Source organism: Actinomadura sp. 1N219 (assembly GCF_044326405.1).
Classification (GTDB): domain Bacteria; phylum Actinomycetota; class Actinomycetes; order Streptosporangiales; family Streptosporangiaceae; genus Spirillospora.
This window is the reverse complement of record NZ_JBIRAY010000030.1, coordinates 13,285-39,126: the sequence shown is the minus strand read 5'-3', so window position 1 is coordinate 39,126 and position 25,842 is coordinate 13,285. Positions and strand designations below refer to the sequence as shown.

Genomic DNA, 25,842 nt, shown 5'->3' with positions numbered 1-25,842 from the left:
GGGTTCCGGGCGTTCGCGCCGGAGCCGACGGCCGAGTCCGACCAGCTGTGGCAGACGATCGCGTCCGGCGGGCTGGCCGTCTCGTTCGAGGAGGGCCGCGGCGGGGCGTTCCAGCTCGGCGCGGTCGTCGAGGCGGGCCGCAGCACCAGTCCGGGACGGGTCCGCGTCGGCGCGTACGCGTCGATGGGCATCGGCGACATCGACGCGGTCGTGTCCCGCGGCCAGGCCCGCGCGCTCGGCATGCCGGACGGCAACGGCCTGATCATCAGCGCCCCGAAGGCCGACGCCGCGAAGCTCACGGCGCGGCTGAAGAAGATCCTCCCGCGCGGGACGAAGGTCGCGACGCTGGCGCCGACGCGGACGCGCCCGTCCGCGAAGACGAAGGGCGGCCCGCGGCTCACCGGACGCCCCGACGGCGTGACCGGCGCCGTGTCCCCGATCACCGGCAACATGATGACCCCGACCATGCGGACGGCGCTGCTGGAGATCGCCGGGATGTTCGGCCCGTTCCCGGCGATCGGCTGCCACCGATCCACCGGCGACCCGCAGGACCACGCGGTCGGACGGGCCTGCGACTTCATGGAGAGCACCGGCGGCCGCATGCCGAGCCCCGGCGCCCGGCGGCACGGCGACCAGGTCGCGGCGTACGCCGTCGCCAACGCGCGGCGGCTCGGGATCTCCTACGTGATCTGGCGGCAGCAGATCTGGAACGTGCGCGGCGGCGGCTGGCGCCCGATGGCGGACCGCGGCAGCCTCACCCAGAACCACTACGACCACGTGCACGTCTCGGTGCTGCGCTAGCCGCCCACCTGGGGCGCGCCGGTCAGCTGGGGGCCGCGCCGGTCGGCCGGGGGGCGCCGGTCAGCTGAGCAGGGCGTTGATCGCCTGGTCGATCAGCATCTCGATGGCGAACCTGACGATCTCCTTGAAGATCGGGATCTCCGCCAGCGACGCCCCGAACGTCACGACGGCGGTCGCGATCGCCTGCGCGATCGCGATGGCCAGCATGATCAGCTGGATGATCACGTTGATCTTCAGGGCGAGCACGATGCCCGCGCACAGGAAGAACGCCGCGCCGACGAGCGTCGCGCCCTGCGCGGCGTCGTCGAGGACGGACTTCGGCGAGTCCTCCTCGCCCCACGATTTGCGGAACGCCTCGATGTCGTCGCCCTTGTTCGCCCCCATCGCCTGCTGGGCGGCGCCGTCGGCGTCGGCGGCCACGCTCTGGACCTTGCCGGAGAAGTCCATCCAGATCGAGCCGAGCTCGAACAGCTTCGTCTCGTCCGCCTCGGGCCAGGTGTAGCCGAGCATGCCCAGCAGCGAGATCAGCTCGCCAGGAAGCTGCAGTCCCATGTCACCCCACCGGCCGGTTCATCGCCGCGGCTCCGTCACTTGCCGCCGCTGACCTTGGCGATGGCGTCGTTGAAGCTCTGGCTGATCATCGTCATCTGGCGCAGGCTCTCGTTCTGGAGGCCCTCGATCTGCTCGCTGAGCCGCGCGGTGTCGACGGCCTGCCCGGCCGCCGCCTCGCCGGCCTTGCGGCGCAGGTCGTCGAGCGCGGCGTTCGCGGCCGTCACCAGGTGCTCGCCGAGCTCCTCCGCCGACAGCCGCAGGGCGCGCGGGTTGATCTCGACGTTCTTGAGCCGGCCGCCGGACGCCGCGGTCACCTTGACCCTGCCCTCGGCCGCCTCGCCGACGCCCTCGACCGTCTCGCCGGTCTCGCCGGCGTCCGCGGGACGCTCCGCCGCCGCGCCGCCCTTGCGCATCGATTCGAGCGTCTTGCGGGCCTGGGTCAGCATGCGGTCGAGGTCGTTGCTCGCAGAGTCCACGAAAACCGCACCTTTCTAGATCAACCGGTGGGACGAGATCCTAACCATCGCGGACACCGGACCGCGACATATCCTCCCGCCGCCCGAAGCCGCCCGTCAGACCTCTTGGACGCCGTTCAGCGCGGCCGAGATCGAGCTGACCTCGCCGACCATCTTCTGCTCGGACTTCTCGTGGTTGTCGGCCAGCGCGGTCAGCTTCTCGCCGTATCCGGACAGATCCTCGGACGCTCCGGTGAACGACTCGTCCGCCTGGCCCTCAATGGCCTTGTACGACTCGCCGATCAGCATGCCGATGTCGTCGGCGCCCCACGGCTCGCCCATGCCTTGCACGGTGGCCTTCAGATTCGACCATTCCCGGCCGAGCTGGTCCCCCGCCTCGGTCAGACCTTTCGCCGCACTGCGCAGAGTATCCGGACGGACCTCATAACCATTTACGGTCATCGTCACCCCGATGTCCACTTCGGCCGGTCATTGCTCGCGGACAAGCATACCGCGACAATTCACGAGCGCGATTTGCACGAGGACCCTTTACCGTCCGATTTCTCCGGCCCGTGGCCGCGGGCGGTCAGGGCCGTCAGGGCCTCGGGAGTTCCTGCTCGCACCAGACGACCTTGCCCTCGGCGGTGCGGCGGACGCCCCAGCGCTGTGCCAGCCGCCCGACGACGTGCAGGCCCCGGCCCGACTCGATCATGTCGCTGTCGTCCTCGCGGTGCCGGACGCGGGGACGGCCGTCGGAGGAGTCGAAGACCTCGCAGACCAGGCCGCCCTCCCGCACCAGCCGCAGCCTGATCCGCCCGCCCGCGTGCCGGATCGCGTTCGTGACCAGCTCGGACGCCAGCAGCATCGTGGGGTGGGCGAGGTCGTCCAGGTCCCAGCGGGCGAGCCGGTCGCGGATGAGGCCGCGCGCCCGGCGGACGGCGGCGGGCTCGGCGGGCAGCTCCCAGGTGGCGTGGCGGTCCTCCGGGATGCGCGCCAGCCGGGCGATGAGCATGGCGATGTCGTCGCGGTGCTGGTCGTCGTAGATGCCGTCGAGGGCCGCCTGGCACAGGTCGTCCAGCGGGCGGGCGGCGGCGCCGCCGGAGAACGTGTCGCGCAGGCGGGCGAGGCCGTCGTCGATGTCGCGGGCCCGGTTCTCCACCAGGCCGTCGGTGTAGAGGAACAGCAGCGTCCCGTCCTCGACGGTGAACTCGCGGCTGACGATCGGGCCGTCGCCGCCGACGCCGAGCGGCGGGGCGGGCGGCACCGGCAGGTACTCGGGCTCGGCGCCGGGCGGGACGAGCAGCGGCGGCAGGTGCCCGGCGCTGGCGACCTCGCAGCGCCCGCTGACCGCGTCGTAGACGACGTAGGCGCAGGTGGCGAAGTGCGGCTCGCGTTCGCCGAGCGTCCGCATCAGCGAGTCGAGCCGCTCCAGGGCCTCGGCGGGCGGCAGTTCGAGCCCGGCGAGGGTGTGGATGGCGGTGCGGAGCCGTCCCATCGTGACGGCGGCCTTCACGCCGTGCCCGGCCACGTCGCCGACGACCAGCGCGACCCGGGCGCCGGGCAGCGCGATCGACTCGTACCAGTCGCCGCCGACCTCGATGAGGCGGCTGCCCGGCAGGTACCGGTGGTGGACCTCGACCGGCGACGGCGCCGACAGCCCGGTCGGCAGCAGGCTGCGCTGCAGGGTGAGCGCGGTGGCGCGTTCCCGCGAGTACTGCCGGGCGCTCTCGATGAAGATGGACGCCCGGTTGGCGAACTCCATCCCGATCTCGACGTCGTAGGCGTCGAACGGGCGGTGCGCGACGGTCCGGGTGCAGACGAAGAAGCCGAGTACGCCGGCCGCGGACGCGATCGGCAGCAGCAGCATCGACGCGCCCTTCAGCAGCTCCCCGACCGGCGGGCGGCGCCACGCGGCGGCGATCTCGGCCGCGCCCTCGCCGCCGAGGGAGCGCAGCACCGGCTCGCCCGACCCGAGGCACTGCGTGTAGGGGGTGCCGGGCGGGTAGACGAGGGACTCGCCGGTGGGGAACGTCGCGTCCCAGGCGGGGTCGTCGTCGTCGAAGCCGATGGCCATCCGCCGCATTTGCGGGCCGTCGGGGCCGTCCGGCGGCTCGTCGGCGTCCAGGTGGCTCTCCAGGAGGAGCAGTCCGCCGGAATTGCAGAAATGCGGGACGAGAACGTCCATCAGGCCGCGCGCGAGCATTTCGAGGTCGAGCGTGGAGCCGATTCTCGGGAGCGCGTCGTCCAGCAGGGCGCGGCGGATGACGGCCGGGTCGACGAACCGGTCGGCGAGCGGCACCGGCACCTTGATGACGGCGAGCGCGGCGATGTCGAGCGCGACGCGGACGAGCGCGTCGCCGACCCCGTTGCTCGGCGCGTCGTCGGCGGGAGCGCCGCCGTTCATGGGGTGGACGGTCACGACCGCGTCGAGCGTCCCGCCGCCCGGGGTGTCCACGGCGAGCATGGCGGTGCGCTCGCGGCCGGCCTCCAGCGCCTCGATCAGCGGCTTGCGCGCGCCCGCGATCACCTCGTCCAGATGGGCTCCGAGCAGGCATCTCCCGTCGGGAGACGTCCCGTTCGGAGACAGCACGGCCGCGGCGTTGCGGTCGAACTGGAGTATTCGACCCGACGAATCCATGCCGAGAATAAGAATTCGGGTGGACGACTCCATCGCTCGATTATGGGACATGGCGGGGTCGCGTGCGGCCGATACGGGACGGTAGGCGTCCCCCGAGCCGTGGGACGGGCGGTGACTCAGGGGCGCGAGTGGCGTTCGTCCAGGAACTCCTGCCAGGTCCGGCGGCCCACCGCGTGGCCGGGCGCGAGGTGGTGACCCTCCCGGAATCCGCGTGCCGCCGCCCCGGGCAGCGGCAGCGGCACCCGGACGGGCCGCCGCAGGCCGCGGGCCTTCAGGTAGGCCCGCGCCATCTCCTCGAAGGTGAGGACCTCCGGGCCGCCCATGTCGTCGACGCGCCGGGCGGGACCGGGGGCGAGGGCCAGCTCGGCGAGCCGTTCCGCGACCTCCCCGACGTCGATCGGCTGGTCGCGCAGGCCCTTCGGCAGCGCGATGACGCCGGGCGCCTTGGTGAGGACGTTCAGCACCATGTCGGGCAGCGAGTGGAACTGCGTCGTCCGCAGGATCGTGTACGGGAGCCCGGAGCCCTCGATGAGCTTCTCCACGGCGTGTTTCGTCCTGTAGTAGCCGTAGGGGATCTTGTCGACGCCGACGATCGAGATGTAGATCAGGTGCGGGGCGCCCTGCCCGCGGGCCGCCTCGACCAGCAGGCGCGCGGCGGGCAGGTCCCGCTTGGCGTGAAGCGGCTCGCTGGCGCAGTGCACGATCGTCGCGGCGCCGGCGACGGCCGCGTCGAGTCCCTCACCGGTCCGGAGATCTCCCTGGTGCCAGGTGACGCCGTCCTCCGGCGGCCTGGCGCGGCGGCTCAGCGCGTGCACGTCCGCGCCGGCCTCGGCCAGCAGCCTGGTCAGCGGGCGGCCGAGCGTCCCGCTCGCCCCGGTCACGAGGATCATGGCTCGCTCCCTTCCTCCTGGGCACCTTCCCCCGGCGGGCCCGGCCCATCACCTTTCAGGGCTTCCCGAAGACCTGCGGCGGCGGGACGGGCGCGACGATCTCCTCGCCGTCGCGCAGCGGCGCGGAGCCCGCGCAGAACGCGGCGAGGTCGCCGCCGTTCAGCAGCCGGGCCCGGGCCGCGCCGCCCGCCGCGCGGCGGGTCAGCTCGTCCGCCGGGAGCGGCTCGCGCGAACCGGCCACGATGAGGTTGCCGAAGCGGCGGCCCCGCAGCACGCCCGGGTCGCCCATCAGCAGCGTGTGCCGGAACACCGACCGGACGGTGGCGGCGACCCGGCGGGCGAACGGCAGCCGGAAGCCGTCCGCGACGTTGGCCAGGTAGACGCCGCCGGGCCGCAGGACGCGCGCCGCGTCCAGGACGAACTCGCGGGTCGCCAGCTCGGCGGGCATCGACGCCTCGGCGAACGCGTCCATCACGACGAGGTCGTCGGCCTCGTCGGCGAGCGCGGCGACGCCGGTGCGGCCGTCGGTGATCCGGATCCGCAGGCCCGGGACGCCCTTGACGGGCAGCTGCTCCCGGACGAGCTGCACCAGCCCCGCGTCCGGCTCCAGGACGACCTGCCGGGACCCGGGCCGGGTCGCGGCGATGTAGCGCGGCAGCGTGCAGCCCGCGCCGCCGACGTGGACGGCGTCGAACGCCTGCCCGTCCACGCCGAGGCAGTCGACGACGTCGCCCATCAGCCGCATGTACTCGAAGTCGAGGTAGGTGGGGTCGGACAGGTCCACGTACGACTGGGGCACGCCGCCGACGAGGAGCATCCAGCCGCCGTCGCGGTCGGCGTCCCGCAGCAGTTCGGCCTCGCCGCCGTCGATCGCGTAGATGTTGGCGCGGGGACCGTGCCTGCCCTTGCGTGCCATGGCCTCCAGCCTACGGAAGCCCTTTCCGGGGACCGCCGGAACGTCAGGTTTGCTCTGTCAGGGCCTCTTCGGCCGCGAAGTGGCACGCGCTGGGGTGGGCGGAGGTCTCCCGCTCCTCCAGGGCCGGTTCCCGCTCCGCGCAGAGGTCCTGGGCCTTCCAGCAGCGGGTGCGGAACCGGCAGCCGGACGGCGGGTCCAGCGGCGACGGCGGCTCCCCCTCCAGCTGGATCTGCCCCGCCCAGCCGGGGGCGTCCGGGTCCGGGACGGGGACGGCCGACAGCAGCGCCTGCGTGTACGGGTGCGTCGGGTGCTCGTAGATCTGGTCCTCGCCGCCGGTCTCGACGACCTTGCCGAGGTACATGACGGCGACGCGGTCGGAGATGTGGCGGACGGCGGCCAGGTCGTGCGCGATGAACACGTACGCCAGGCCCAGCTCCCGCTGCAGCTCGGCGAGCAGGTTCATCACCTGCGCCTGCACGGACACGTCCAGCGCGGACACCGGCTCGTCGCACACGATGACGTCGGGCCGCAGCGCGAGCGCGCGGGCGATCCCGACGCGCTGCCGCTGCCCGCCGGAGAACTGGTGCGGGTACCGGCTGACGTGGCCGGGGTCGAGGCCGACGAGCTCCAGCAGCTCCCGGACGCGCCCGCGCCGCTCCCCCTTCGGCGCGACCTCCGGGTGGACGGCGAACGGCTCGCCGACGATGTCGCCGACGGTCATGCGGGGGTTGAGGGACGAGTACGGGTCCTGCAGCACCATCTGGATCCGGCGGCGCAGGGCCCGCAGCTCGGACCGCGGCATCGCGAAGACGTCCCGGCCCTCGAAGCGGACCGTCCCGGCGGTGGGACGCTCGGCGGCGAGCAGCAGCCTGGCGAGGGTCGACTTCCCGCAGCCGGACTCGCCGACGACGCCGAGGGTCTCGCCGCGGCGCAGTTCCAGGTCGACGCCGTCCACGGCCTTGACCCGGCCGAGCGTCCGCTTGACCACCACGCCGCGGGTCACCGGGTAGTGCTTGACGAGGCCGTCCACCTGGAGGATCGGCGCCTCGACCGGAGCCTCGTCCGCGGTCTCGTCCGGGGGCGCGTCATTCGGATCCGGCACCGGGAACCTCCTGGTCGGCGTGGACCTCAGCGGCGAAGTGGCAGGCCGCGTCGTGGCCGGGCGCGACGCCGACCAGCGGCGGCGGCTCCACCGCGCAGACCGGCTCGGCGCGCGGGCAGCGCGGATGGAACGGGCAGCCGGACGGCAGCGCGGCCGGGTTCGGCGGCGCGCCCGCGATCGGGACGAGCGGCCCGCCGCGCCGGTCGAGGCGCGGCACCGACGCCAGCAGCCCGCGCGTGTACGGGTGCGCGGGCCGCGCGTACAGGTCGCGGGCGGGCGACTGCTCGGCGACCGACCCCGCGTACATGACGACGATCCGGTCCGCGACGCCGGCGACGACGCCGAGATCGTGGGTGATCAGCACCATGCCCATGGTCAGCTCGTCCTGGAGCCCGGCGAGCAGCCGCATGATCTGCGCCTGGACGGTCACGTCGAGGGCGGTGGTCGGCTCGTCGGCGATCAGCACGTCCGGTTCCAGCGCCAGCGCCATCGCGATCATGATGCGCTGGCGCATGCCGCCGGAGAACTGGTGCGGGTAGTCGCCGAGCCGCCGCGCCGCGGACGGGATCCGCACCCGCTCCATCAGCTCGACGGCCTTGTCCCTGGCGGCCCGGCGGCCGAGGCCGCGGTGCACCCGGTACATCTCGCGGAGCTGGTCGCCGACGGTGAACACCGGGTTCAGCGCGGTCAGCGCGTCCTGGAAGATCATCGAGATGCGGTCGGCGCGGTAGGCGCGGCGCCGCCGCTCCGGCAGCCCGAGCAGCTCCTCGCCGCGCAGCTTCACCGAGCCCCGGTCGATGCGCGCGGGCGGCATGTCGAGGATGCCCATCACGGCCTGCGCCGCGACGCTCTTGCCCGACCCCGACTCGCCGAGGATCGCTACGGTCTCGCCCTCCGCGAGGGTGTAGGAGAGCCCGTTCACGGCACGGACGTCCTGGCCGCGCACCCGGAAGCTGACGTGCAGGTCGTCCACCTGGAGCAGCGGCGCGTCCGGGCGCGGCGCCGGAACCAGGTCTCCCTTTCTGAGTTCGGCTGTCATGCGTCATTCAAGGTCATGGGCGTCACCGCAGCTTCGGGTCGAGGGCGTCGCGGACGGCGTCGCCGAGCAGCAGGAAGCTCAGCACCGTCGCCGACAGGAACGCCGCGGGGAAGACCAGCAGGTGGAGGTGGTCGAGGAAGGAGTCCTTCGCCTGGCCGAGCTGCAGCCCCCACGACACCTGCGGGTACTGCAGCCCGACGCCGAGGAAGTCCAGCGTCGCCTCCCCGACGATCACGTTGCCGACGTTGAGGGTGGCGACCACGATCACCGGGGCGATCGCGTTCGGCAGGATGTGCCGCCCCATGATCCGCCGGTCGGACGCGCCGAGCAGCCGCGCCGCCTGCACGTAGTCGGCGTCGCGGACGGAGATGACCTGCCCCCGCATGATGCGGATCATCGTCGTCCAGCCGAGCAGGACGAGGACCAGCGTCATCGCCCACACCCCGTGCCCGGGGAACGCGACGAGGATGACCGTGGCGCCGAGCACGAACGGCAGCCCGAAGAACACGTCGGTGAGCCGCGCGATGAGGGCGTCGACGAGGCCGCCGTAGTAGCCGGCGAGCATCCCGAACAGCACCGCGATGAGCAGCGCGAACAGCGTGACGGCGACGCCGATCAGCAGCGTCGGGCGGGCGCCGTGGACGACGTGCGCGTAGTAGTCGCAGCCCGCGAGGTCGGTGCCGAACCAGTGGTCGCCGGACGGGCCGAGCCTGGACATGTTCGGGTCGCAGCCCGCGTTGGCCGCCGTGCCGGTGAACAGCCCCGGCAGCGCGGCCATCACCGCGACCACGGCGAGGATCGCCGCCGACCCCCAGAAGATCCAGCGCCGCCGCAGGTCGCGCCACGCGTCGTCCCACAGCGAGGCCCGGCCGATCTCCCCGCCGGCGGCGGCCACCGCCGCGTTCTCAGTCATACCGGATCCGCGGGTCGAGGATCCCGTACAGCAGGTCCACGACCAGGTTGACCAGCAGGAAGATCAGCACCAGCACGGTGACGGCGCCGACCACGACGGGCCCCTCCTTGAGCTGGATCGACTGGAACACCTGCTGCCCGATGCCGGGCAGGTTGAAGATTCCCTCGGTCACGATCGCGCCGCCCATCAGGTTCCCGAAGTCGACGCCGAGGTAGGTCACCACGGGGATCAGCGAGTTGCGCAGCGCGTGCCGGCCGACGACCCGCGTCCGGGACAGTCCCTTGGCGTGGGCGGTGCGGACGTAGTCGGCGCGCAGGTTCTCGGCGAGGCTCGTCCGGGTCAGCCGCGCCACGTACGACAGGCCGAGCGACCCGAGGACGATGCCGGGCAGCAGGTAGCTCATCGGCCACCCGTCGTCCGTCCCGGCGGTCGGGAAGATCTGCCAGTGCAGGCCGAACAGGATCTGCGCAACGTAGCCGACGACGAACACCGGCACCGCGATCACCAGCGTCGTCCCGCCGAGGACGAGGGTGTCGGCGAGCCTCCCGCGCCGCAGGCCCGCCCACACCCCGAGCGCGATCCCGATCAGCAGCTCGAAGATCCAGGCGGTGATCGCGAGCTGCGCGGTCACCGTCCAGCGCCCGCTGAGCATCTCCGACACGCTCTGGCCGGTGTAGTTCTCGCCGAGGTCGCCCTGGACGAGACCCCACATGTACTTCGCGTACTGCACGAGCAGCGGGTCGTTCAGGTTGTACCTGTCCCGGAGCGTCTGCAGGACGTTCTCCGGGACGGGCTTGTCCCCCGCGAGCGCCTGGATCGGGTCTCCGGGCAGCGCGAACACCATCGCGTAGATCAGCAGCGTGGTGCCGACGAAGGCCGGGACCGCCTGCAGGAGCCGCCGGACGGCGAAGTGCCACATCGCCGGCTACTTCACCGTCACTTCGGTGGCGACCAGGCCCGTCGAGTACGGGGTGATCGTGACGTCGTCGACGTTCTGCGAGCGGCCGCCCTGGCCCGCCCACGTCCACAGCGGGATCATCGGCATCTCGCGGATCGCGATGTCCTCCGCCTGGTTGTAGAACGCGATCGCCTGCCGCTGGTCGGCCGTCCGGTTGGCCTTGGCGATCAGGTCGTCGAACTCCTTGCTCGTCCAGCCCATCCGGTTGTTGGCGGAGGTCCACATGTTCTCCAGGTAGTTCTGGGCGCTCGGGTAGTCGGCCTCCCAGTTCTGCCGGTACGGGCCCTTCTCCTCGCGCTCCTCCAGCATGGAGAAGTAGTCGGACGCGGGAACCTGCCGGAACTCGATGTCCTTGATGCCGAAGTTGTCGCGCAGGGAGTTCGCCACGATCCGCATCCACTGGGCGTAGGTCGGCTGCGCATTGGAGAAATACAGCTCCAGCGTCCCCTTGAACCCGCCCGCCTTGGTGAACAATTGCCTGGCCTTGGTCGGGTTGTAGGTGCACGGCTCGCCGCACGCGTTCGGCCGGTGGCCTTCGATGATGGCCGGGAGCAGCGAGTCGGCGGGAATGTAGTCGCCGTTGTAGACGGCCTTGTTGACGCCCTGCCGGTCGATGGCCATCGAGATCGCCTTGCGCAGGTCGGCGCTGGCGAACCGCTTGTCCCACAGCGGGAACCCGAGGTAGTCGATCGTGCCCATCTTGCGGGGCAGGAACCGGTCGCCGAGCAGCCGCTTCGCCTCGGGGACCTTGGCGGACGGGATCGTCTGCAGCACGTCGATCCGTCCGGCCCGCAGGTCGGTGTAGGCGGTGTCGGCGCTGGAATAGCTCTTCCAGGTCACGCCCTTGTTCTTCGGTTTGCGCGGGCCGGTGTAGCCGGGGAACGCGACGAGTTTGATCTGTTTGTTGCGTTCCCAGTTCCCGTCCATCTGGTACGGGCCGTTGCCGATCGGATGGTCGTCGAACGCCTTGAGGTCTTTCAGCCCGGCCTTCGGCATCGGCGCGTACGCCGGATAGGTGAGCAGCATCGGGAACTGGCTGAACGCGTCGTTCAGCGTGACTTTCAGGGTGTTCTGGTCGACCACCTTGATGCCGGACAGCGTTTCGGCCTCCGGCTTGGCGTTCTCGTCCTCGGGGTTCAGCTCCTTGTACCCCTTGATGGACGAGAAGTACTCGTTGGTGGTCATGCCGCTTGGACCGTAGGCGGCGTGGTTCCACGCGTCCGCGAAGCTCTGCGCGGTCACCGGCTCGCCGTTGTGGAACTTCTGCCCCGGCTTCACCTTGATCGTCCAGACCTTCTGGTCGCCGGACGCGACGGACTCGGCGGCCAGCGGAACGGCCTTGCCGCCGCCGTCGAGGGTCATCAGATTGTCGAACAGTTCACTGATCACGTCGAAGGCGTAGCTGCTCGTCGTGTTGGCGGGCACCAGGTGGTCGGGCTCGGAGTGGCCCGCCGTGAACGTGCCGTCGCTCGCCCCGGCGTCGTCGCCGCCACAGGCCGGCAGGCCGAGCGACGCGGCCAGCGCCGCCGCGGCGAGCCCCGCGACCTTCAGCCGGACACCCCTGGCGGCACCCCTCTGACTGGTCATGCTCCTCCTCGGCCGGTCGCTCCGTCGCGGCGGCGCGCAACGCCCGCCGCACCTAGATTGGTGGCAGCGTCGTACTCACGGTGACCGTTTGGATACGCCGCTGACGGAGTCGAAACCGGATCGAGACGTTCTTGATCATTCATTGACACAGGTCAGCGGCGAAGGAAAATAAAGCCTTGTTACGAAAGGGAGTCATGGGGACAGGGGTGCGCGACGAGCCGGCCGGCGCGGACGAAAAGGCGGCGGCGGACAGGGCGGCGGCCGAGGCGGCGACGATCTGCGCCGACCTCATCCGCTTCGACACCACGAACCGGGGCGAGGGCGTGGCCCACCCGGAGCGTCCCGCCGCCGAGCACGTGGCCGCGCTGCTGGACGACGCCGGCGCCGACCCGGTGATCGTCGAGTCGGAGCCGGGCCGGGCGAGCGTGCTGGCCCGCGTCCCCGGCGCCGACCCGTCCCACCCCGCCTTCCTGATCCACGGTCATCTCGACGTGGTGCCCGCCGACCCGTCCGAATGGACGGTGCCGCCGTTCTCGGGCGAGGTGCGCGACGGCTGCGTGTGGGGACGCGGCGCGGTCGACATGAAGGGCAGCCTCGCGATGACGCTCGCGACCGTCCGGCGGCGGCTGCGGGAGGGCCGGCGCACCCGCGGCGACCTGGTGCTGGCGTTCCTGGCCGACGAGGAGTGCACCGGCGACTACGGTTCCCGGTACGTGGCGCGCGAGCACCGCGACTATTTCGAGGGCTGCGCGGAGGCGATCAGCGAGTCCGGCGGCTACAGCGTCACGGCGAGCGACTTCGTCGAGGGCGCCCCGACGCGGATCTACCCCATCGCGGCGGGCGAGCGCGGCACCGCGTGGATGCGGCTGACGGCCCGCGGCACCGCGGGCCACGGCTCCAAGCCGGCCCCCGACAACGCGGTGGCCGAGATCGTGCACGCGGTCTCCCGGATCGCCTCGTACGAGTGGCCCGTCCGCCTGACCCCGGGCGTCCGCGCCCTGCTGGACGGCCTTGCGGACGCGCTCGGCACGTCCATCGACTTCGACCGCCTCGACGACGAGGTCACCCGCCTCGGCGGGGTCGGCCGCCTGTTCGCCGCGACGATCCGCAACTCGGCCAACCCGACCCGGCTCGACGCCGGCTACAAGGTCAACGTCGTGCCGGGGACGGCGTCCGCGGAGGTGGACGGGCGCTACGTGCCGGGCACGGGCGAGGAGTTCCTCGCCACGATCGACCGGCTCCTCGGGCCGAAGGTCACCCGCGCGTTCATCAGCCACGACCAGGCCCCGTCGGCGGACTCCTCGGGCCCCACCTTCGCGGCGCTCGCCGGCGCGCTCCGCGCCGAGGACCCGCTCGCCCGCCCCGTCCCGTACGTGATGGGGGGCGGCACCGACGCCAAGGCGTTCCACCGCATCGGCATCGCGAGCTTCGGCTTCGCCCCGCTGCTCCTCGGCCCGGACCTCGACTACCTCGGCATGTTCCACGGCGTGGACGAACGCATCCCGCTGGACGGCCTGGCCTTCGGCACCCGCGTCCTGGACCGCTTCCTCGACACCCGCTGACCCGCCCGGCCGCCGGGACGGGCGGCCGGGCAGTGGGTCACTGGGATTTCTGGTAGCTCCTGAACGAGAAGACGGCCAGGCCCACGGCCGCGACGGCCAGGGCGAGGAGCGCGCCGCCGTGGACGGCGGCCGACCCCCAGTCGGGGTCCTCGGCCAGTGCGGCGCGTCCGGCGTCCAGGGCCCAGCTCACCGGGTTGGCGGCGGCCACGTGCCGGATCCAGGACGGCATGAGGCTCTCGGCCATGAACGCCGACGACAGGAACGTCAGCGGAAGCAGCAGCATCACGTTCAGGCCGATGATCGTGTTGCGGTCGCGGACGAGGAGGGCGAGCGTGTTCGACAGCGCGGCGAGGACGACGCCGATCAGCACGGACGCCGCGACGAGCACGGCGAGGCCGCCCGGCCCGCCCGGGTAGTGCGCGCCGGCGGCCCAGCCCAGCAGGATGATCACGAGCGACTGGAAGGCGGTGCTCAGCGCCTGCTCGATGACGCCCGCGTTCGCGATCGCGCTGCGCCGCACGGGCGTGACGAGGAAGCGGTCGAGCGTGCCCCGGTCGATCTCGTCCATGGTCGCCATCCCGGCGAACGAGTTCAGCGACACCGCGTTCATGACCACGACGCCGGGCACGATGTAGTCCAGGTAGGACGTCGCACCGAACCCGGGCAGCTCGACGACCTTCTTGAACAACTCTCCGAACAGGAACAGCCAGATCATCGGCTGGACGAGCGTCATCACGAGCACGGCGGGATTGCGCAGCAGCGCCGACAGCCGCCGATGAGTCATCCACCACGTACCGGTCACCAGCGCGGTCATCGGACAGCACCTCCCTCGACGGCCTCCGCGTGAGCGGTCGCACCGGCCTGCGCGAAGCGGCGCCCCACGCCGACCGCGCAACGGCGGCGCAGTGCGGAGAGGCGTGGTCGGGACATCCGCCAGGTGCCGGTCATCAGCGCGGTCATCGGGCGGCTCCCGCGGAGGCTTCGGCGTGGGCGGGGGTGTCGGCTTGGGCGAAGCGGCGGCCGGCGTGGCGGAGGTAGACGTCGTCCAGGGACGGGCGCGCGACGGTCACCGCGGCGGCGGGGACGCCGGCCTGGTCGAGGGCGGCGAGGACGGCCGGGACGGCGGACGCGCCGTCGTCGGCGCGGGCGCTGAGGCGCGGTCCGTCGAGGACGACCTCCCGGACGCCGGGCAGGCGGCCAAGGGCCTCCCGCACCTGCGGTTCGGGCGGCGGGCCGGCCCATTCCACGTGGACGGCGTCGCCGCGGAGTTCGCCCTTGAGCGCGTCGGGCGTCCCCTCGGCGACGACGCGGCCGCGGTCGACGATCGCCAGCCGCCGGGCGAGCCGGTCGGCCTCGTCCAGGTAGTGGGTGGTGAGCAGGATCGCGAGGGCGTCGTCGCCGGCGAGGCGGGCGATCTCGGCCCACATCGACGCGCGGGCCTCGGGGTCGAGGCCGGTGGTGGGCTCGTCCAGGAACAGGACCTGCGGCCGGTGGACGAGGCCGAGCGCGACGTCGAGCCGCCGCCGCATCCCGCCGGAGTAGGTCTTCACCGGCCTGGACGCCGCGTCCTCCAGCCCGAACCGGGCGAGCAGCTCGGCGGCCCGCCGCCGCGCGGCCGCTCCCCCGAGCCCGTAGAGGCGGCCCTGCAGCACGAGGTTGTCGCGGCCGCTCGCCTCCGGGTCGGCGCCGGACTTCTGGGACACGACGCCGATGTCGCGCCGCACCCGGTCGGGGCGGCGCAGCACGTCGTGCCCGGCCACGGCGGCGCCGCCCGCGTCCGGCCGGATCAGCGTGGTGAGGATCTTGACGGTGGTGGACTTGCCGGCCCCGTTCGGGCCGAGCAGGCCGAGGATCTCGCCCCGGCCGACGGTGACGGACAGCCCGTCCAGGGCCCGGACGTCGCCGGGATAGGTCTTCACGAGGCCGTCCGCCTCGATCGCGTGCGCCATGGGTCTCCTCCGTTGCGCGCGGCATGCTTCGCGGAGGGCCCCTGGATAGGCTGGTGTCGCGTGCTCGCCGCCAGGGCCCGCTCCGCGCGGGTTTCTCGGTGGTGGGTTCTCCGGCCCGGCGGCGGTGTTGCCGCACCGCCGCCGGGCCGCCTCTCGGTCGCTCCCTCTGCGTCGCTACCTCCGCGGGGCTCCTCTCTCCGCCAGCTCGGCGATCTCCGGCGGGACGCGCCCGGTCTCGTGGAACGTCCGCCACAGGTCGAGGCCCGGCAGCGAGCCGTCCTCGATCTCGGCGAGGAATCCGCGCACCCAGCCGGCCTCCGCGCTCCTGATCGCGAGGTCGTACTCGGTCTCGATGAGGAAGAGGCGCGGGACCTCGGTCTCCGCCGCGAGCGCGGCGCGGGCGTCCGCGATCTCGCGGTCCAGCGCGGCGAGCCGCTCGGCCAGGAGGCGCGCCGTCTCGTCGGGCCCGAGCGCGCCGAGGACGGAGAGGCCGGCCTCGAACCTGGGACGCTCCCGCTCGGGCACCGCGATCAGCTCGCGGACCCAGTCGGCGAGTTCGTCCCGTCCCTCGTCGGTGATGCGGTAGACGGTCCGCTCCGGGCGCGCCCCTTCGCGGGCGCTTCCCTCCACGGCGAGGTAGCCGTGCTTCTGCAGGTTGCCCACGACGGTGTAGAGCGAGCCCCACTTGATGTCCATGTCGTGGTCCTTGCCGCGGGCGCGCATCAGCGACGCCATCTCGTACGGGTGCATCGGCCTGGCGGAGACCGTCGACAGCACGGCGAGCCCGAGCAGGTTGCCCACCTTGCGCCGCTTGGCCATCTCCCCTCCTCGTCCACGAGTACTCGTGGACGAGTATAGCTCGCCACCGCCTCGGGCGGGTAGAGATCAGTCGTGGACTTCTCCAGTGCGGCCGATGAGCTCTACGGCGTCCGGCCCGCCGACTTCGTCGAGACGCGCAAGCGGCTGGCGCAGGACGCGAAGGCGGCGGGCGACGCGGCGCTCGCCAAGCGGATCGGGGCGCTGCGGCGCCCGACGCTGTCGGCGTGGGCGGTGAACCTCCTCTCCCGCTCCGCCGCCGACGACCTGGGGCGGCTGCTGGACGTCGGCGCCGAGATGCGCGAGGCGTGGGGCTCGGGCGGCGGGCTCGGTGACCTGGAGCAGCGCCGGGGCCGGCTGGTCGGGTCGCTCGTGCGCACGGCGGGCGAGCTGGCGTCGGAGGCGGGCAATCCGCTGCGCGAGCAGGCGAGCCGGGAGGTGGAGGACACGCTCCAGGCCGCCACCGTGGACCCCGGCATCGCCGGCGATGTGCGCGAGGGACGCCTGGCGCAGCCGCGCAGCCACACCGGCTTCGTCCCGGCGGGCTTCCCCATGGCCCCGGAGGACGGCAAGGAGCGGGCAGAGCCGGAGCCCGAGGAGAAGGCGCCGGAGAAGGAGAAGAAGAAAAAGGCGAGGCCGGCGACGTCGAACGTCACGCGGACCAGCGCGGCGCGGGCCCGGAGGGCGGAGTCGCTGCGCAAGCGGGCGGAGGAGGCCGACCGGAAGCTGGCCGAGCGCGAGGAGCGGGCCGACGCGGCGAAGCAGGAGGTCGAGGAGGCGTCCGCGGCGGTGGGACGGCTCCGCCGCGAGCTGGAACGGGCCGTCGCCGAGCGGGACGCGGCGTCCCGCCGGGCCGAGCGCGCCGAGCAGAACCGCGCCCGCGCGGAGGAGGCGGCGCGCGAGGCCCGCCAGGCCGCCCGGGACGCGCGCCGGGCCGCCGACCGCGACGCCCGCCACGACTGACCCCATCAGTCGTCCCGGATAACCGGATAAAGGGCGCTGGGAGCGATGAGTTTCGGCCGGTCCGCGAGTCTGCACCAACGCACCGCCGCGTTCTTCCCCAGGGTCCCCGCTTCGGCGGGCGGCCCGGCGCGGCGGCCCGGTGGCCGTGTCGTGGCCTTGACGGGGGGACGCCACGGCGCGGTCACCGGCGCGCCCGGATGATGACCGGTCCGTCAGCAGTGGGGTGTGCAGACGCGCCTGGACATGGCCTCCAGCAGCAGCCGCTTGCTCTCCGCCGGCGTCCGTGCGACCTGGACGATCCCGTGCGTGGCCTCGGCGAGCTTCGTCAGCTCCGCCACGTTCACGTCGTCGCCGAAGCCCTGGAGGATGACCTGGACCGGCTGCGTCGCGTCGTACTCGGCGCGGAGGTCGGCGAGGGTCCGGTCGAAGCTCGGCCCGCCCGGATGGTCGTTGCGGCCGTCGGTGAACACCAGGACGGTGTTGACCATCTCCGGCTTGTAGGTGAGCTTCACCTCGCGGAACGCCGCGAGCAGCGTCTCGTACAGCGCGGTGTCGCCGCTCTCCTTCACCTTCAGGCGGCCGAGGTCGCTCAGGATGCGCTGCCGCTGCGTGACGGACCCGACGCGGGCGCCGAGCGACCCGATCGGCACGCGTTCCGCCCAGTCCTGGGCGCCGCGGAGGTCGGTGGAGAACTCCCAGACGCCGAGTTCGCTGTCGTCGGCGAGCAGCTGCAGCCCGGTCTGCCCGACCTGCGCGGTGGCCTGGAGCCGGTTGAGGCCGGGCGAGACCTCCTCCCCCATCGAGCCGGAGATGTCGAACACGACGAGCAGGCGGGTCGGCAGCGACAGCCGGGCGTAGGCCTGCGTGATGCGCTGGACGTCGTCGGCCTTGGGCGTCCAGGACGGCTCGGCGGGCCGGACGCCGAACCCGTGCCCGCTGAGGTCGGCGCGGGTCCGCTCGCCGCGCAGCTCGCGTTCGAGCTTCTCCGCGGCGCTCACCCGGTCGCCGTCCCGCGTGACGATCACGAACGGGTGGTCGAGCGACAGCGTGCCCTCCCTCGGGACCGCGCCGTACGCGCGCACGCCCGGCTCCGCGCGGTTGTGCCGGAACACCGACTGCTCGGACGCGACGACGACCGCCCCGTCCCTGGCCGCGCCCGTGGTGGCGAACGCCTCCGCCACGGTCGGCGCGACGGTCTCCCTGATCGCGCGGACGAGGCCGGTGAAGACCGCCCTGCCGTCGGGGACGTCCGCGACCAGGCGGTCGGCCATCAGCAGGGCGGCCAGCCCGGCGGCGCTGCGGGCCGGGTCGGGGACCTGGGGGCGCGGGCCGCGGGCCGCGGACTCCGGGCGCCCGCCGACGGCGGCGGCGGCCGGTCCGAGCAGCAGGTTCCAGGTGGGCTCGGCCGGGGCCGCCGTCGCGAGGACGATCGGGGTACTGGCGATCGACGGCCGCACGTCCTCGGGGCGGGCGAAGGCCGTCCAGAGGGTCGAGTCGGGGATCCACACGTCCGGCCTGGCGCCGCCGCCGCGGCCGGACAGCAGCGTGCTCACCGCGGACGGCTCGGCGCGGCGCAGGCGGGCCCGCGCGCACGTGCCGGTGGAGCCGTCGAACCGCCGGACGGCGGCGGCCAGCGCGGGCACGATCTCCGGCGCCGCCGCGACGTCGAGGGTGACGCGGTCCTCGGCCGCGCAGCCGGCGATCTCGGCGAACGCGTACGCGCCGATCCCGGTCAGCGCCAGGACGCCCGCGACCGCGGCGGCGAACATCACCATCGGCCGGCCCCGCGTGCGTCCGCTCATCGATGCCCTCGTTCCGCCGGGTCGCCGAGCTGGCAGAAACCGCCTCCCCCGGGGCCCGCGGGGATCGCGGTCGGCGCTGCCGCGCCGCGGGCTTCTGCATTAGATGAAAAAGGCGAGAAAGCTGTCAAGATTGATGAATCTTTTGCTCCATATCGCTTGAATAACCGCCAATCGCGCGGCCGCCCTCATTTCGCCGCGACCGGCCCGGCGGGAGACGGGCACGGCGGGAAAGTTAGGCTGCTCTCCTGATCTCCCCGGCCGGAAGGAGCGGCGATGGCGGTCGCCTCTGAGTTCACTGCGATCACGTCCGCGGAGGAGCTGCGCGAGCTGCTCGGCGCGCCGATGCGGGTGGCGGTCGAGAAGGAGCGCGTCGCGCTGCACGAGCGCGACCGCGACTGGCTCGCCGGGTCCCCGTTCTGCCTCATCGCGACCAGCGACGCCGACGGGAACTGCGACGTCTCCCCGAAGGGGGACCCGCCCGGGTTCGTCCATGTGATCGACGACACGACGATCGCCGTGCCGGACCGTCCCGGCAACCGCCGCGCGGACGGCTTCCTGAACATCCTCGCCAACCCGCACGTCGGGCTGCTCTTCCTCATCCCGGGACGCGGCGAGACGCTGCGGATCAACGGCCGGGCCACGCTCGTCCGGGACGCCCCGTTCTTCGACGACATGATCGTCAAGGGGCACCGCCCGGCGCTCGCCCTGGTCGTGGAGATCGACCAGATCTTCTTCCATTGCGCGAAGGCGCTGATGCGCTCGAAGCTGTGGCGGCCGGAGACGTGGGAGCCGGACGCGCTGCCGTCCCATGCCCGCATCGTCAAGGAGGTCCAGCGCACCGACGAGCCCGTCGAGAAGCTCGAGGAGTACTACGCCGAGGCCAACTACTCGAAGAAGCTGTACAACACCTGACCCCGGGCCCGAAGACCGGCCGGAGACGGGCCGACCCCCGCGCCTCCCGCGCGGGGGTCATGGTCGGACGGGCCTTCCGGTCTCCCGGTCAGCCGCTCTTGCGGCGGAACTGCCGCTGATGGTCGGCACGGTCGTGCTTGCCTCGCACCTTCGAGCCGCCCCTCCCGGCCCCGCCGGCGTTCTTGCCGGCCGCTCCGCGCTTGCGTTCCAGGGCCTCCCGGAACCTGCGCTTCACGTCGTCCTCGCCTTCTTCGGGTTCTCCTGACGAGTCGCTCATGCGGACCTCCAGCTCTTTAGGGGCACCCCTAGCCTCACATACCCAGCGGAACGTGGCCATCCGCACACGCCGAGAAGATCATCTCGGTAGATTCCGCCATAAACCGACCAGTGGCTAACGATCTCTCCTAGGGTGTGTCCCCGTGGATTCGCAGAGACCGCGGGCCGAGCCCGGGCACCCGCCGCTGGAGGCGCTCGCCGTCCAGCCGCTGCTGAACCGCGACTACGAGTCCCGTCCCGCGGTCTTCTACGAGCGGCTCCGCGCGGAGTACGGCCCGGTCGCCCCGGTGGACGTGCTCGGCGTCCCCGCGTGGCTGGTCATCGGCTACTCGCAGACGCTCGACATCCTCCGCGACACGCGCGGGATCTGGAGCCGGCGTGTGGACGCGTGGCGCGCGTACCGGGAGGGCGCGGTCCCGGCGGACTGGCCGATGCGGCCCGTCGTCGAGTCCGGCAACTCGGGGTTCCGCGACGGCGCCAACTCCACCCGGCTCCGCGGCGCCTGGAGCGAGGGCCTGCGCCCGTTCCAGGACCGTTCGAGGACAGCGGCGAAGGCCCTCGAACGCGACGTCCGGCGGTACGCCGACGAGCTGATCACCGTGCTGGCAGAGAACGGCGGCCGCACCGGCTGGGCCGACCTGTCGGCCCAGTACGCGCGGCCGCTGCCGCTGATGGTCATCGGGCGGCTGCTCGGCGAGGGCGCGGACGGCGACGACGAGCTGATCATCGACCTGTGGCGGGTGATGGACGCCGGCCCGGACGCGCAGGAGGCGTCCGACCGGCTGACCGCCCGCGTCGCGGGCGTCTGCGAGGCGCGGACGAAGAACCCGGGCGCCGACCTCCCCTCGTACATGCTCGCCGCCGTGCCCGACCTGACCGCCGACGAGCTGACCCGCGAGATGGCGATGATGACCGGGCTGGTCGGCGACGTGACCGGGACGCTGATCTGCAACACCATCACCGAGGTCCTCATCGGCGAGACCGGCGCCCGCGACAGCGTGTCCGCCGGGATGATCCAGGAGGCGATCAACCGGGCCTCGGCCGCCAACCCGCCGATGGCCAACCTGGCGTTCCGGTGGGCGCGGGCGGACGTGCGCGTCGGCCGGTTCCAGATCGCGGCCGGCGACCCGGTCCTGGTGTCGCCCGCCGCCGCCCACCTGGACCCGGCGTTCACCCGCACGTCCGCGCCCGACTCGATCTACAGCTCCCGCGCGCACCTGGCGTGGGGCGCGGGCCCGCACGCCTGCCTCGGCCGCGACCTCGCCACCACCGTCACCACGATCGCGGTGGAGCGGCTGTTCGAGCGGTTCTCCGCGCTGCGGCTCGCGCTGCCCGCCGATCAGCTCCCGTGGCGCTCGTCGCCGCTCATGCGCGGCCTGCGGTCGCTGCCGGTCACCTACGAGCTGGCCGCCGCCGACGCGCCCGAGCCGCCCGCGCGTCCCGCCGCGCCGGAGGAGGAGCCGGAGCGGGCGGCGCCGCCCGAGGACGAGCCGGACTCGCTGGCGCGGCGCGTCCTGCGGATGATGCGCCTGTCGCAGTCCTGACGCCGCCGCGTGCGCCTGTCGCAGTCCTGACGCCACCGCGTGCGCCTGTCGCAGTCCTGACGCCGCCGCGGCGCGGCGCATGTTTGGGCGCGCCCGCCCGGGAACGTTCCCGCGTCAGGAGGTCCAAGGATGCCTGACAAGAGCGACAAGCACGGCCCGAAGCTGGACGAGGAGATCGGCCGCGAGACTCACGGCATGATCAGCGGCGGTCACTCCACGCGCGCCGAGGAGTTCAAGGAGACCGAGCCGTTCTCCGACGACCATCCAGCCGACCCGACCGCGCCGTCCGGCCGCGAGCGCGAGGGCTCCCCGCCCGGGATGAGCGCGCGGGACGTCGAGGGCCGCAGCGCGCTCGCCCGGATGCTCAGCGGCGTCCGCTACCCGGCGCGTCCGAACGAGCTGGTCCGGCACGCGGCCGAGGGCGGCGCGCCCGACGCGGCGGTCGAGGAGCTGCGGACCCTGCCCAAGCGCGAGTACGAGAACGTCGCCGACGTCGCCGAGGAGCTCGGCTACGGCCGCGAGGAACGCCGGTACTAGCCCGGTACTAGCCGGGTACTAGCCGCCCGAGCGCCGCCGGAGGAGGGGGATCTGGCCGCCGGCGGCGACGAGGTCGCGCTGGCGCGGCGACAGGCGGTGGCGCGCCCGGTACGTCTCGCCCCTGGTGGTGTTGCGGACGTCGATCCCGGCCCCGGCCTTCAGCGCGTCGCGGACGTTCTCGACCCGCAGCACGTCCCCCTGCTCGACGCGGTCGTAGTCGGCGTCGTCGGCGAATTCGAGCGGCAGGATCCCGAAGTTGACGAGATTCTGCCAGTGGATGCGCGCGTACCCGCGGGCGAGGACGAGCCGGAGCCCGAGGTGGCGGGGCGCGATCGCGGCGTGCTCGCGCGAGGACCCCTGGCCGTAGTTGCGGCCGCCGACGACGGCGTGCGGCCCGGCCTCCCGCGCCCGCTCCGGATAGCCCTCGTCGAGCCGGGTGAACGCGAAGTCCGCGAGCCGGGCGATGTCGCTGCGGAACGGCAGGGCCCGCGCGCCCGCCTGGAGGATCTCGTCGGTCGAGACGTCGTCGCCGACCTTGATGACGACGGGGACCTCCAGCTCGTCCGGCAGCGGGTCCAGCTCGGGCAGGACGCCGATGCTCGGCGCCTTCTCCAGCGCGACGCCGCGCGCCTCGTCCACGGGCGGCGGGGGTTCGAGCATCTGCCGGTTCACGCTGGACCTGCGCGGCAGTCGGACTTCGGGCGGATCCATGCCAAGGTCCATGCCGAGGTCGCGCGGGTCGGTGATGCGGCCGGTGAGCGCGGCGGCCGCGGCCGTCTCAGGGGAGCAGAGCCAGACGAGGTCGTCCGCGGTGCCGGACCGTCCGGGGAAGTTGCGCGGGAACGTCCGCAGGCTGTTGCGTCCGACGGCCGGGGCCTGCCCCATGCCGATGCAGCCGAGGCAGCCCGCCTGGTGGATGCGGGCGCCCGCCTGGAGGAGGTCGGCCGCCGCGCCCATCCGGGTCAGGTCGAGGAGGATCTGCCGGGACGTCGGGTTGACGTCCAGCGACACCGCCGGATGCACCTGGCGGCCCTTGACGATCGCCGCGACGGACGCGAAGTCCCGCAGCCCCGGGTTCGCCGACGACCCGACGACCACCTGGTGGACGTCCTCCCCCGCCGCGTCCCGCACCGGGACGACGTCGCCGGGCGAGCCGGGCCGCGCGATCAGCGGCTCCAGCGACGACAGGTCGATCTCGTCGGCGACGTCGTAGGACGCGTCCGGGTCGGCGACGATCTCGGTGAAGTCGTCCTCGCGCCCCTCGCCGCGCAGGAACTCCAGCACCCGCCCGTCGGACGGGAACACCGTCGTCGTCGCGCCCAGCTCGGCGCCCATGTTCGCGATGACGTGCCGGTCCATCGCGGTCAGCGACGCCAGGCCCGGGCCGTGGTACTCGATGATCCGGTTGACGCCGCCGCGCACGCCGTGCCGCCGCAGCATCTCCAGGATCACGTCCTTGGCGCTCAGCCAGGGCGGCAGCTCCCCCGTCAGCCGGACGCCCCAGATCTCCGGCATCGTCACGTGCAGCGGCTCCCCGGCCATCGCCATCGCGACCTCAAGCCCGCCCACGCCGATCGCGAGCATGCCGAGCGACCCGGCCGCGCAGGTGTGGGAGTCGGAGCCGACCATGCTGGCGCCGGGCACGCCGAACCGCTGCATGTGCGTCGGATGCGACACGCCGTTGCCCGGCCTGGAGTACCACAGCCCGTACCGGCGGCACGCGGACCGCAGGAAGATGTGGTCGGCCATGTTCCGCTCATCGGCCTGCAGCAGGTTGTGGTCGACGTACTGGACGGACACGTCCGTCCGGACGCGGTCGAGGTCGAGGGCCTCCAGCTCCAGCATGACCATCGTGCCGGTCGCGTCCTGGGTGAGGGTCTGGTCGACGCGGATCCCGATCTCGGCGCCGGGCGTCATCTCGCCGCTCACCAGGTGCGAGGCGATCAGCTTGCGGGCGACGCCCTGTCCACCGACGCCGGGTCCCCCGGCGGTCACGGCCGGGTCCCCCGTTCCTTCGGGGTCCCGTCGTCTCCGGGGACGCTCTCGACCGGATGCGGCTCATGCACGTCCTTTGTCGACGGCTGGCCGCACCACTGGTTGAGCGCGTCGCGGATCGCGGCGGCGCGCCGGTCGGGCGCGGTCTCGTCCGTCGCCCACGCGATGTAGCCGTCCGGACGGATCAGCGCCGTCGTCCGGGTCGCCCCGCCCGCCAGCGCGCAGTGCACCCGTCCGGCCCACCGTCTGGTCGCCAGGTAGGTCACCGCCGGGTCGTTCGCCCCGACGACCAGCACGAACAGCCCGTCGCCGAGCAGCCCGTAAAGCCGACCATCGCCATTTGCCAGCGGGACGTCCGGCGCCCGCCGCCCGGTGAGGCGGTGGGAGCCGCGCGGCGCCGGGTAGGCGATGTCGATGCCGGAGACGGCGCCCGCGAGCCGCCGCGCGACCGGCCGGACGTGCGTCGCCGTCCACAGGCCGGCGGTCCGGGCCCGGCGCAGCCACAGCGGTTCGGCGAGCGCGCCGCGCAGGATCGCGCCGCTGCCGCGCAGGACGAGCCGCCCGACCGGATGCCGCTCCTCGTGGTAGCTGTCGAGCAGCCAGGACGGCGCCCAGCCCCGCAGCTCGGCGGCGAGCTTCCAGCCGAGGTTCGCGGCGTCCTGGATCCCGGTGTTCATGCCCTGCCCGCCCGCCGGGGAGTGGACGTGCGCGGCGTCGCCCGCGAGGAACACGCGGCCGACCCGGTACTTCGGCACCTGCCGCTCGTCGCTGTGGAACCGGGACGTCCAGCGCGGCTCGCTCATGCCGTGGTCGGTGCCGAGGACGCGGCGCGTGACCTCGCGCAGCTCGTCCATGTCGACGGGCTCGGAGTCGGGCGCCTGGTGCCGGCGGTTCCACGCGATCACCCGGTACCAGCCGTCCCCGAACGGCGCCAGGAACGCGAACGCGTCGCCGGTCGAGTCGACGGTCAGCGCGTCGGGGGGCGCGTCCCGCAGCCGGACGTCGGCGAGCATCACCGACCGGACGGCCGCGTGGCCGGGGAACGGCAGCCCGAGCGCGCGCCGGACGGTGCTGCGGACCCCGTCCGTCCCGACGACGTAGGACGCGCGGCGCGTCTCCGTCCCGCCGCCGGAGGTCCGCACGTCGACGTCGACGCCCGCCCCGTCCTGGCGGAGCCCGACGGCCTCGGCACCGTGCACGATCTCCGCGCCCGCGGCGACGGCCCGTTCCCGCAGGACGCGTTCCGTCTCGTACTGCGGCGTGACCAGCAGGAACGGGAACCGGCCCGGCAGCCGCGACAGGTCGAGGCTGGTCCTGCCCAGCAGCCGCACCGCGCCGACGCGCTCGCCGGTGGCGACGAGGTCGTCCGCGACGCCTCGCGCGTCCAGCATCTCCAGCGTCCGCGCGTGGACGGCGAACGCCCGCGTCAGGTTGCTCGTCTCCGCGTCGCGCCGCTCCAGGACGGTGCAGCCGATCCCGGCCGCGGCCAGGTCGCCCGCCAGGAGGAGCCCGGTGGGGCCCGCCCCCACGATCAGCACGTTCCCTGTCTGCTCGCCGGTGGGCGACATCCCGCTCCCCTCTCGGATCGACGGCGGGCACGGTCCTCGCTCAGGAGGCACCGCCCTGGGACACTTC

The 25,842-nt window shown here is 73.2% G+C and carries 24 protein-coding genes; 6 read left to right on the top strand and 18 right to left on the bottom strand.

Annotated features, from left to right (window positions below; all coding sequences use genetic code 11):
* Positions 1-801: hypothetical protein (locus tag ACH35V_RS41825; protein ID WP_395980455.1), on the top strand; the 801-nt coding region annotated here is incomplete at its 5' end.
* A 60-nt stretch (positions 802-861) separates the two neighbouring features.
* Here ACH35V_RS41825 and ACH35V_RS41820 read toward each other — a convergent pair.
* From ACH35V_RS41820 to ACH35V_RS41770, 11 genes are all read right to left on the bottom strand, one after another.
* Positions 862-1,353 (bottom strand): hypothetical protein, encoded by a 492-nt coding sequence (locus ACH35V_RS41820; RefSeq protein WP_395980454.1) that lies wholly within the window; start codon positions 1,351-1,353, stop codon positions 862-864.
* 35 nt (positions 1,354-1,388) lie between these two features.
* The gene (locus ACH35V_RS41815) at positions 1,389-1,829 is read right to left on the bottom strand and encodes a YbaB/EbfC family nucleoid-associated protein (protein WP_395980453.1); all 441 of its coding nucleotides are present in this window, start codon (positions 1,827-1,829) and stop codon (positions 1,389-1,391) included.
* Positions 1,830-1,925: 96 nt separating this feature from the next.
* Positions 1,926-2,270 (bottom strand): hypothetical protein, encoded by a 345-nt coding sequence (locus ACH35V_RS41810; protein ID WP_395980456.1) that lies wholly within the window; start codon positions 2,268-2,270, stop codon positions 1,926-1,928.
* Between the two features lie 133 nt (positions 2,271-2,403).
* Complete coding sequence (locus tag ACH35V_RS41805) at positions 2,404-4,479, bottom strand: SpoIIE family protein phosphatase (RefSeq protein WP_395980452.1); 2,076 nt, start codon at positions 4,477-4,479, stop codon at positions 2,404-2,406.
* A gap of 83 nt (positions 4,480-4,562) precedes the next feature.
* Complete coding sequence (locus ACH35V_RS41800; protein ID WP_395980451.1) at positions 4,563-5,336, bottom strand: SDR family oxidoreductase; 774 nt, start codon at positions 5,334-5,336, stop codon at positions 4,563-4,565.
* Positions 5,337-5,391: 55 nt separating this feature from the next.
* Entirely contained in the window at positions 5,392-6,252 is an 861-nt protein-coding gene (locus ACH35V_RS41795) for a spermidine synthase (protein ID WP_395980450.1), read from the bottom strand.
* Positions 6,253-6,295: 43 nt separating this feature from the next.
* Entirely contained in the window at positions 6,296-7,354 is a 1,059-nt protein-coding gene (locus tag ACH35V_RS41790) for an ABC transporter ATP-binding protein (RefSeq protein WP_395980449.1), read from the bottom strand.
* Complete coding sequence (locus ACH35V_RS41785; RefSeq protein ID WP_395980448.1) at positions 7,338-8,393, bottom strand: ABC transporter ATP-binding protein; 1,056 nt, start codon at positions 8,391-8,393, stop codon at positions 7,338-7,340. The genes ACH35V_RS41790 and ACH35V_RS41785 overlap by 17 nt, the downstream gene beginning before the upstream one ends.
* Before the next feature lie 22 nt (positions 8,394-8,415).
* Positions 8,416-9,306, bottom strand: a complete 891-nt coding sequence (locus ACH35V_RS41780; protein ID WP_395980447.1) for an ABC transporter permease — start codon at positions 9,304-9,306, stop codon at positions 8,416-8,418.
* Complete coding sequence (locus ACH35V_RS41775; protein WP_395980446.1) at positions 9,299-10,225, bottom strand: ABC transporter permease; 927 nt, start codon at positions 10,223-10,225, stop codon at positions 9,299-9,301. The genes ACH35V_RS41780 and ACH35V_RS41775 overlap by 8 nt, the downstream gene beginning before the upstream one ends.
* Positions 10,226-10,231: 6 nt before the next feature.
* Positions 10,232-11,851 (bottom strand): ABC transporter substrate-binding protein, encoded by a 1,620-nt coding sequence (locus ACH35V_RS41770; RefSeq protein WP_395980445.1) that lies wholly within the window; start codon positions 11,849-11,851, stop codon positions 10,232-10,234.
* A 194-nt stretch (positions 11,852-12,045) separates the two neighbouring features.
* On the opposite strand from ACH35V_RS41770, the gene ACH35V_RS41765 reads away from it, so the two are divergent.
* Entirely contained in the window at positions 12,046-13,413 is a 1,368-nt protein-coding gene (locus tag ACH35V_RS41765) for a M20/M25/M40 family metallo-hydrolase (RefSeq protein ID WP_395980444.1), read from the top strand.
* A gap of 37 nt (positions 13,414-13,450) precedes the next feature.
* Here ACH35V_RS41765 and ACH35V_RS41760 read toward each other — a convergent pair whose 3' ends face one another.
* The 3 genes from ACH35V_RS41760 to ACH35V_RS41750 form a co-directional block, all read right to left on the bottom strand.
* Positions 13,451-14,227 (bottom strand): ABC transporter permease, encoded by a 777-nt coding sequence (locus tag ACH35V_RS41760; protein WP_395980443.1) that lies wholly within the window; start codon positions 14,225-14,227, stop codon positions 13,451-13,453.
* Between the two features lie 142 nt (positions 14,228-14,369).
* Positions 14,370-15,362, bottom strand: a complete 993-nt coding sequence (locus ACH35V_RS41755) for an ATP-binding cassette domain-containing protein (protein ID WP_395980442.1) — start codon at positions 15,360-15,362, stop codon at positions 14,370-14,372.
* Between the two features lie 174 nt (positions 15,363-15,536).
* Positions 15,537-16,181 (bottom strand): PadR family transcriptional regulator, encoded by a 645-nt coding sequence (locus ACH35V_RS41750; RefSeq protein WP_395980441.1) that lies wholly within the window; start codon positions 16,179-16,181, stop codon positions 15,537-15,539.
* A gap of 72 nt (positions 16,182-16,253) precedes the next feature.
* Here ACH35V_RS41750 and ACH35V_RS41745 point away from each other — a divergent pair, with 72 nt between their 5' ends.
* Positions 16,254-17,141 carry a hypothetical protein gene (locus ACH35V_RS41745; RefSeq protein WP_395980440.1) on the top strand — a complete coding sequence of 296 codons (888 nt, stop codon included), beginning with the start codon at positions 16,254-16,256 and terminating at the stop codon, positions 17,139-17,141.
* Positions 17,142-17,353: 212 nt separating this feature from the next.
* Here the strand turns inward: ACH35V_RS41745 and ACH35V_RS41740 are convergent, their stop codons facing one another.
* On the bottom strand, positions 17,354-18,943 hold the full coding sequence (locus tag ACH35V_RS41740; RefSeq protein WP_395980439.1) for a substrate-binding domain-containing protein: 1,590 nt from the start codon (positions 18,941-18,943) through the stop codon (positions 17,354-17,356).
* A gap of 273 nt (positions 18,944-19,216) precedes the next feature.
* On the opposite strand from ACH35V_RS41740, the gene ACH35V_RS41735 reads away from it, so the two are divergent.
* The gene (locus tag ACH35V_RS41735) at positions 19,217-19,855 is read left to right on the top strand and encodes a pyridoxamine 5'-phosphate oxidase family protein (RefSeq protein ID WP_395980438.1); all 639 of its coding nucleotides are present in this window, start codon (positions 19,217-19,219) and stop codon (positions 19,853-19,855) included.
* Between the two features lie 88 nt (positions 19,856-19,943).
* On the opposite strand, the gene ACH35V_RS41730 is transcribed toward ACH35V_RS41735, so the two are convergent.
* Positions 19,944-20,132, bottom strand: coding sequence for a DUF5302 domain-containing protein (locus ACH35V_RS41730; protein ID WP_395980437.1), 189 nt, complete (start codon positions 20,130-20,132; stop codon positions 19,944-19,946).
* A gap of 142 nt (positions 20,133-20,274) precedes the next feature.
* Between ACH35V_RS41730 and ACH35V_RS41725 the strand changes: the two genes are divergently transcribed.
* Both ACH35V_RS41725 and ACH35V_RS41720 read left to right on the top strand, forming a co-directional pair.
* On the top strand, positions 20,275-21,675 hold the full coding sequence (locus ACH35V_RS41725; protein ID WP_395980436.1) for a cytochrome P450: 1,401 nt from the start codon (positions 20,275-20,277) through the stop codon (positions 21,673-21,675).
* 129 nt (positions 21,676-21,804) lie between these two features.
* Entirely contained in the window at positions 21,805-22,212 is a 408-nt protein-coding gene (locus ACH35V_RS41720) for a DUF2795 domain-containing protein (RefSeq protein ID WP_395980435.1), read from the top strand.
* 18 nt (positions 22,213-22,230) lie between these two features.
* On the opposite strand, the gene ACH35V_RS41715 is transcribed toward ACH35V_RS41720, so the two are convergent.
* Both ACH35V_RS41715 and ACH35V_RS41710 read right to left on the bottom strand, forming a co-directional pair.
* Positions 22,231-24,207 carry an aconitate hydratase gene (locus ACH35V_RS41715; protein WP_395980434.1) on the bottom strand — a complete coding sequence of 659 codons (1,977 nt, stop codon included), beginning with the start codon at positions 24,205-24,207 and terminating at the stop codon, positions 22,231-22,233.
* Entirely contained in the window at positions 24,204-25,775 is a 1,572-nt protein-coding gene (locus ACH35V_RS41710) for an FAD-dependent monooxygenase (RefSeq protein ID WP_395980433.1), read from the bottom strand. The genes ACH35V_RS41715 and ACH35V_RS41710 overlap by 4 nt, the downstream gene beginning before the upstream one ends.
* Between the last annotated feature and the right edge of the window lie 67 nt (positions 25,776-25,842).